Raw genomic sequence first — 7,579 nt, 5'->3', positions numbered from 1 at the left:
TGAAATTTTACTCAAACTCGACAATCAATTCTCTCCAACCCAGGCCAGGGAATTGATAAAATCGGCCGAATCCCGTTTCCGGGAAAACAAAGATTTCAAACAGATCCTTTTATACTATAATGTAGATTGGGTGTAAAACAGGTTATAAAATACGCGAATCCCAGACTAAAAATAAGTGTAAAAATCAGGTCATTGTGGTGGAAATATGCTCAATATATAATCCTTTTTCGCCTTTCCATACCTTATTGAGGTCCGACCCTATTCCATTAATCCAAAAAACGGCAACGTTGTCGTCTTTTATGAAAACTTCATCATCCAACCGTACATTCGACCCCGGTTCTTGACCAAAGTTATTAGAAAGAATTTCCTTTAAAATCCTTTCATCCCTAAAACAATCCTTTAACGACTCTAGTTCCGTTTCTATAAATTTCATCTGGGACCTCCGGCTATTATTCTCTATCCGTGAAAAATCCAAAAAATCATAATACAGCCTAAAATCATTTACTATTCTGGGATAATATTGATTAATCAGTTGAATATGAACTGTATCAAGAAGTAATATATATAGGTAATCATAATCCGGGAACGTATCGTTTTTCAATGAATTTGGAGTGGCTAAATCATCAATCACTTCATAATAATCAATGAACTTAATCTTCTCAATCATATTATTAATACGTATTGATTCTGTATCAGGATCGGTATATTGCTTTCGGGTTTGATGACAGACTATGGTCATTAAAGGAAGAAACAAAATCAAAGACAAAATTACTTTTTTCATACGATTAAAATTATTTATTTTCACTAAAGTTAGATATTTGAATTCATTCCACTATTTGAGTCGCCTTCGCTCCTCGAGTGATAATTCTACGCTCGATATAGCTAAATTAAGTTTTACCAACGCAAAAAACCGGTATTCACTGTGGTAATACCGGTTTTTATTTTGCTTTCCGCCTCGTTCACACGAGACGTTATTTCATTTCAATTTCTTCTTTCAGATCTATTTCGTTTCCCTCTTTGTCATAAAATTCATATTGCAGGAACCCGAGCTTCTGGTCGGGAATGATTTTCATACCCACATTGAATTTTTTTCTCCATTTGTATTTCAACGAAAAAAGACCCTGCTGAACATACGCTGCAACATAAGGATGTATATGCAGACTGAATTTCTTCACTTTTAGCTTGGTCACTAAATAATCGATCTTTCCTTCTAATGTATCTGTGAAAAGAAGCGACGACTTTATCTTTCCTTTACCAAAGCAGGTGGGGCAAACCTCGCTCGTGGCAACTTCCATTTCGGGGCGGACACGCTGGCGCGTAATCTGCATCAATCCGAACTTGCTCAATGGCAGGATATTATGTTTGGCCCTGTCTTTTGCCATCAACTCCTGCATCCTGGCGAGCAACTTATTGCGATGCTCTCCTTTATTCATGTCGATGAAGTCGATAACAATGATGCCACCCATATCCCGCAAACGCAACTGACGGGCAATCTCTTCGGCGGCGGCCACATTCACCTCATAAGCGCTGTCTTCCTGACCGAGTTTCGATTTATTGCGATTCCCGCTGTTTACATCGATCACATGCAATGCTTCGGTATGCTCAATAATGAGATAGGCACCGTTTTTGAATGTAACAGTCTTACCAAAGAGCGACTTGACCTGCTTGGTAATACCGAAATTATCCAAAACGGGGAGTGCACCCTTGTATTCCCTGACAACGTTCTTACGGTCAGGGGCAATCACACTCACATAATCGGCAATCTGTCGGGCAACCTCCCGGTCATTGACATGAATCTGTTCGAAAGAGGGACTAAAAATATCGCGTAACAGTGCTACGGTACGTCCCGTTTCCTCATAAATGAGCGAGGGTGCCTTGGCTTTCTGTATCTTGCCGATATTGTCTTCCCATCTCTTTACCAGCAGTTTCAGTTCCGCATCGAGGTCGGCCACCCGTTTCCCTTCGGCATTGGTGCGTATGATCACTCCGAAATTCTTCGGTTTGATACTTTGCATCAGCTGTCGTAGCCGGGCGCGCTCCTCGCGCGATTTAATCTTTTGGGATACCGATACCCGGTTGATAAATGGGATCAACACCATAAATCGTCCTGCGAAAGAGATTTCGGCCGTCAATCTCGGACCCTTCGTTGAAATAGGCTCTTTGGCGACTTGCACCAATATCTCCTGCCCTACTTTCAATATATCCGCGATAGATCCTTCTTTCTCGATCTCGGGCTGCAACTTCATCTTCTGGAGCTGCGGTACCTTCTTTTTGTCTTCAACCAGTTTCTGAAAATAGAGAACCGAGTTGAATTCAACCCCTAAATCCAAGTAGTGAAGAAAAGCGTCCTTTTTATGTCCCACATTCACAAATGCAGCGTTGAGGGCGGGCATCAGTTTCTTAACTTTGCCCACGTAGATGTTCCCAACCGCAAAAGCCCCCTCCAGACTCTCCTGTTGCAATTCTACCAGTTTTTTGTCTTCGAGAACCGCGATGGTGATTTCTTTGGATTGAACATCTACAACAAGTTCGCTTGTCACAATTGTTCGTTTTATAAATTAATTTTCAATTATTTGGCTTCTGTCTTCACAACAGAAAGGGGGGTTCTCGCCAGAACCTCACCCGTTTTATACACAAAGAACAAACTTAATAGCCGATTGGTTCTTTTAAGTTTGTTCCTCTATTCTTGAGTAAAAAAAGTACTACGGCGTTATTTCTTCTTCTTATGTCTATTCTTTCTCAGTCTTTTTTTACGCTTGTGTACAGACATTTTATGCCTTTTTCTTTTTTTTCCGCTTGGCATATGCTATTTCTCCTTATTTAATTATATATTATTTATCACCCTTCACCTGGCTTACAAATGTTTTGGCCGGTTTGAAAGCGGGGATATTGTGTTCAGGAATGATGATGGTCGTATTTTTGGAAATGTTACGGGCCGTTTTCTGAGCTCTCTTTTTCACAATGAAACTTCCGAAACCTCTGAGGTATACGTTCTCGTTATTTGCCAAAGAATCTTTTACCACTTCCATGAAAGATTCCACTGTTGCCAATACCGATGCTTTATCTACGCCGGTCTTCTTCGCAATTTCATTTACAATGTCTGCTTTAGTCATTTTATTTATATTTTAATATTAATAATAATACCATCGGGTAATTAGTAAAATTTTGGATTGCAAATATATAGCTTTTTTCTTAACGTAAAAAATAAATGAAGGGAAATTTTCCGAATTTCCTCTTTTTTTAGAGTCAAGAGCCAAGAATCAAGAATAAAGACTGTTAAAGTTCAAGATCTCACAAATTTCAGGTTCAAAATTCAGGATTTGACTATGTCGATTTTCAATTCAAAATTCAGGACTCTGAACTTCCCGCACTTTTTCACTTCTAACTTCTTAGTTCTGACTTCTATATATCCCCTAATCTTTTATCCTCCATCTGTCTTTTACCTCTAATTTCAATTGAATCATCACATCGTTGAATTATCAAATCAATAAATCGTTTTGTCTCTTGGTTCTTTTTTAATTAGTTTTGTCGGGCGAAGAAATATTCTCCATTGACTGGAACAGAAAAGGAATGAAAGGAAGAGCTGATAACTCAATGATTATCGTACATTTACTGAAATGGTACAGGGAATACGGGCGTGATCTGCCCTGGCGGGGAACCACCGATCCTTATAAAATATGGATATCGGAAATAATTTTGCAGCAGACCAGGGTCGCACAGGGGAGAGATTACTATTTACGGTTCATCGGGAGATTTCCCGACATACAATCACTTGCCGCGGCCGATGAAGAAGAGGTGTTGAAATTATGGCAGGGTCTCGGTTATTATACCCGCGCCCGCAATGTGCACGCCGCGGCAAAACAGATGATGAGTACCTTCCACGGCACATTTCCATCCACCCACTCCCATATCATCTCACTGAAAGGAGTAGGCGAGTATACAGCGGCAGCGATTGCGTCGATCGCATTCAATGAGCCTTATGCAGTAGTGGACGGCAATGTATTCAGGGTCGTCGCCCGGCTGTTCGCTATTGAATTATCCATACACACCTCGGAAGGGAAAAAGATGATCAAAGAGATCGCTCAATCGCTGCTCGACCCTGAAAATCCCGGGAGGTACAATCAGGCTGTCATGGATTTCGGCGCTATGATCTGTACACCTGCTCAACCAAAATGTATGTCATGTGTGCTTCAGGAGTATTGTATGGCTTTTTCCGAAAACCGTATCGGAAAATTTCCGGTAAACGACCGGAAAATTTCCGTCAAAGACCGTTATTTCAACTATCTCCATATCCAGCACCACGGCAACACATTTCTGCATAAACGCAACGGTTCGGATATCTGGAAAAATCTGTTCGAATTTCCCCTGATCGAAACCCCCGGACCATCGGATTTTGCTGAACTGGAAAAGACGAAAGCCTTCCGGCAGCTTTTCAGCAAAGTATCGTCTTTGTCCGTCGACCACCGGCTAACAATCAAACATCAACTTACACACCAGGCCATACATACCCATTTTTACCGGATAATTATTCCGGACGAGCTCCCTTACAACCCTCCGCAAGAGATCTTGAAAATTGAAAATGAACAACTTCAGGATTATCCGGTTTCGAGGTTAATGCACAAGTACCTCGAAACAATTTGATCACTTTTCGTTGTCAATTACAAATAAATGCTTAATTTTGTTTCTACAGCGAGAGCTATTCTAAAACCAAAAATTTTTAAAGTATGTCGGTAAACAAAGTAATCTTAGTGGGGAATGTAGGAAGAGACCCTGAAATGAAGTATTTTGACAATGATGTTGCAAAAGCGAATTTCTCGCTTGCAACCAGTGAAAGAGGTTACACAACTTCTGGCGGCACACAGGTGCCTGAACGTACGGAATGGCATAACATTGTATGTTGGAGAGGATTGGCACAAATTGCTGAAAAATTTGTAAAAAAGGGAACATTGGTCTATGTGGAAGGGAAAATCCGTTCCCGTACATACGACGACCAAAATGGGGTGAAGAGGTATATCACCGAAGTGGTTGCCGACAACCTGGAACTTCTTGGCCGTAGAGGGGGTGGCGATGAAGGACCGGGGAGCAGAGAGAATGAGAACGGGCATCATTATCCCTCTTCGTCAGGTACTGCCCCCAGGGATGAACAGGACGAAATCTCCGATGTAGATGATTTGCCTTTTTAAATAAAACATTGTAATTTTGTGGGAGAATGTTTTATCACTTTTTCTGCTGAAACGAGCATTAAAATCGAGTGCTAAAACATTCTCTCCTTGTTTCACTAAAAAACTGACACTTGGATCCTGACCCTTCATCGTTGTTAAGCGTATACCTGACGGCAAACCTGCCCGAATTGTCCGATTATATGATAGCAGTACTGCTTCTCCTGCTTATTATCTCAAATGCAATTATTTCAGGTGCTGAAGTAGCTTTTTTTACCATCAAAAAGAAATTTACCGACGATCTACATTCTTCTGATGAACCGAAGAAAATCCGTATTTCAAATCTTCTCAAAAAACCGGAAAGACTTCTGGCATCTCTTGTGGTTGCCCAACTGTTTCTGCATGTGACTATCACAGTACTGATCATTTATCTGTTGAATCGATTGTCTTTCTTTGAAAGGAGCACCGTCAATACCCTTATTCCGGGAGTGGTTGTCTCCATCTGTGTTATTCTGCTGCTCGTCAACATTCTCTCCCGGTATTACGCTTCACATCGTCCGCTACGTTTTGCCGGCAGCTGTTCCCCCTTTATCCGTCTGACAGACATACTGATGAGTCCCTTTTCATCATTGCTCGCAAAAAGTGCCGCGATCTACAATCGTACCACCCGGTGGCAGCATGAGATCTCCGCCAACGATCTCTCCAAGGCGCTTGAGATCAGGTCTAACGAGATCACGCACGAACAGGAGAAAGAGATGCTCGAAGGTATCATCCGGTTCAAGGACAAATTGGTAGACGATATTTCAATCTCCCGGAGCGACATGGTTGCCATTGAACTGCAAAAGCCTTTCAGTGAGGTGATCAATTTTATTGTAGATGCCGGCTTTTCCCGTATTCCTGTTTTTGAAGAGAATGCCGATAATATCAAAGGCATCTTGTATGTAAAGGACCTGCTGCCGCATCTGGGAAAAGCAACTTCTTTCAAATGGCAGACGCTGATCCGTCCGGCTTATTTCGTGCCGCGGACAAAACGTATCGACGACCTGCTGGAGGAGTTCCGCACTCATAAAATCCATATGGCCATTGTGGTGGATGAGTACGGAGGGACATCGGGGCTGGTTACACTGGAAGATATACTCGAAGAGATCGTAGGCGATATCAGTGACGAGTATGATGAGGAAATACCCTTTTATACCCTTGCGGCCGACGGTTCCTATATCTTCGAAGGAAAAACCCCACTGGAGGATTTCATTAAAATTACCCGGTTGCCGGCAAAAGATTTCGAGAAGATGTCGGAGGAAGTAGACACTCTCGCGGGGCTGTTGCTGGAATTGAAAGGCGATTTTCCAAAACGGAAAGAGAACTTTATTTACAAAAAATATACCTTTCAGGCAGAGGAGATGAGTAAAAAAAGAATTACCAAAGTACGTTACATCCCGCCAAAAGTGAAAAGAGATGAAGATATTGAACCGTAAGCCACCCTGTTAAGTCCCTGCACATGCTGATCAGAAGAGAACATACCGCTTGCGGAGGATTACTGGGGATATGGAAAATGGATGAATCACGCGAAGAGTTGCTATTGCTTCTTCCGGAGCATATGCGTTCCGATGCGATCGAATATGTGGAAGGCATCCGTTCCGAGAGGCGTACTATTGAGTGGCTTTCCACCCGTATTCTGCTTTTCATGTTATTGGACGAAGAAAAAACCATTCTCAACCATGCAGATGGGAAACCTTATCTGGAAGACGGAACTCACCATATCAGCATCTCGCATACGAAAGATTACGCCGCCGTTCTCCTGCATGAAACATATTCCGTGGGTATCGATATCGAGATCCGGTCGGAGAGAGTGAAAAAGGTCGCCGAAAAATTCATTGCGGATGAAGAATATATCGATCCATCACAGAAAACAGTCCATCAACTGTTGCACTGGTCGGCAAAAGAGAGCCTGTTCAAGCTGATGGAAGAAAGCGGGATCCATTTCAGGCACCATCTCCATATCCATCCGTTCACTCCTGCACTCAAAGGGATCATAACGGCCACGGAAACCAAAACCGACCGTAGCCGTACATTCAACATACATTACGAGATACATCCCGACTATGTACTTACCTGGGTAATAGATTGATGTAAGGATGGGATGATTTATTATTGGATGATAAGACAAAGTGCTGGATGCTGAGGGGCAAATAAACAAAAAAACGCCCCGGAAAATCTCCCGAAGCGCTCTATTCATTTAAATTTGCAAGCGAATAGTTGCCTTACACGTTCAACGATACACGTTTAAAGGTAGTAACCGACAACTCTTTATCACTCTCTTTCAGGAACTGTTCAATGGTCTTCTTGGGATCTTTTACATATTCCTGTTGAACAAGTGCAGATTCCTTATAGAATTTTTGCAATGCTCCTTCCGCAATCCT

Annotated in this window: 7 protein-coding genes and 1 pseudogene; 4 read left to right on the top strand and 4 right to left on the bottom strand. The window is 42.1% G+C overall.

Annotation, left to right across the window (positions count from 1 at the left end; translation table 11 throughout):
* Window positions 1-184: 184 nt before the first annotated feature.
* The 3 genes from Q0502_RS02420 to Q0502_RS02410 form a co-directional block, all read right to left on the bottom strand.
* Window positions 185-781 (bottom strand): hypothetical protein, encoded by a 597-nt coding sequence (locus tag Q0502_RS02420; RefSeq protein WP_298646699.1) that lies wholly within the window; start codon window positions 779-781, stop codon window positions 185-187.
* Window positions 782-971: 190 nt separating this feature from the next.
* Window positions 972-2,540, bottom strand: a complete 1,569-nt coding sequence (locus Q0502_RS02415) for an Rne/Rng family ribonuclease (RefSeq protein WP_298646696.1) — start codon at window positions 2,538-2,540, stop codon at window positions 972-974.
* A gap of 291 nt (window positions 2,541-2,831) precedes the next feature.
* Complete coding sequence (locus tag Q0502_RS02410; RefSeq protein ID WP_298646694.1) at window positions 2,832-3,113, bottom strand: HU family DNA-binding protein; 282 nt, start codon at window positions 3,111-3,113, stop codon at window positions 2,832-2,834.
* 457 nt (window positions 3,114-3,570) lie between these two features.
* Between Q0502_RS02410 and mutY the strand changes: the two genes are divergently transcribed.
* The 4 genes from mutY (at window position 3,571) to Q0502_RS02390 (ending at window position 7,287) form a co-directional block, all read left to right on the top strand.
* Entirely contained in the window at window positions 3,571-4,641 is a 1,071-nt protein-coding gene (gene mutY / locus Q0502_RS02405; protein WP_298646691.1) for an A/G-specific adenine glycosylase, read from the top strand.
* Between the two features lie 83 nt (window positions 4,642-4,724).
* On the top strand, window positions 4,725-5,183 hold the full coding sequence (gene ssb, locus Q0502_RS02400) for a single-stranded DNA-binding protein (RefSeq protein WP_298646690.1): 459 nt from the start codon (window positions 4,725-4,727) through the stop codon (window positions 5,181-5,183).
* Between the two features lie 110 nt (window positions 5,184-5,293).
* Entirely contained in the window at window positions 5,294-6,634 is a 1,341-nt protein-coding gene (gene gldE, locus Q0502_RS02395; protein WP_298646688.1) for a gliding motility-associated protein GldE, read from the top strand.
* Between the two features lie 23 nt (window positions 6,635-6,657).
* Entirely contained in the window at window positions 6,658-7,287 is a 630-nt protein-coding gene (locus Q0502_RS02390) for a 4'-phosphopantetheinyl transferase family protein (protein ID WP_298646685.1), read from the top strand.
* A gap of 133 nt (window positions 7,288-7,420) precedes the next feature.
* On the opposite strand, the pseudogene Q0502_RS02385 reads toward Q0502_RS02390, so the two are convergent.
* A pseudogene (locus Q0502_RS02385) lies at window positions 7,421-7,579 on the bottom strand (elongation factor Ts); the annotation flags it as partial.

It is taken from the genome of uncultured Proteiniphilum sp. (genome assembly GCF_937873925.1).
In the GTDB taxonomy this organism is placed as follows: Bacteria; Bacteroidota; Bacteroidia; order Bacteroidales; family Dysgonomonadaceae; genus Proteiniphilum.
This window is presented reverse-complemented; position numbering and strand designations above follow the sequence as displayed.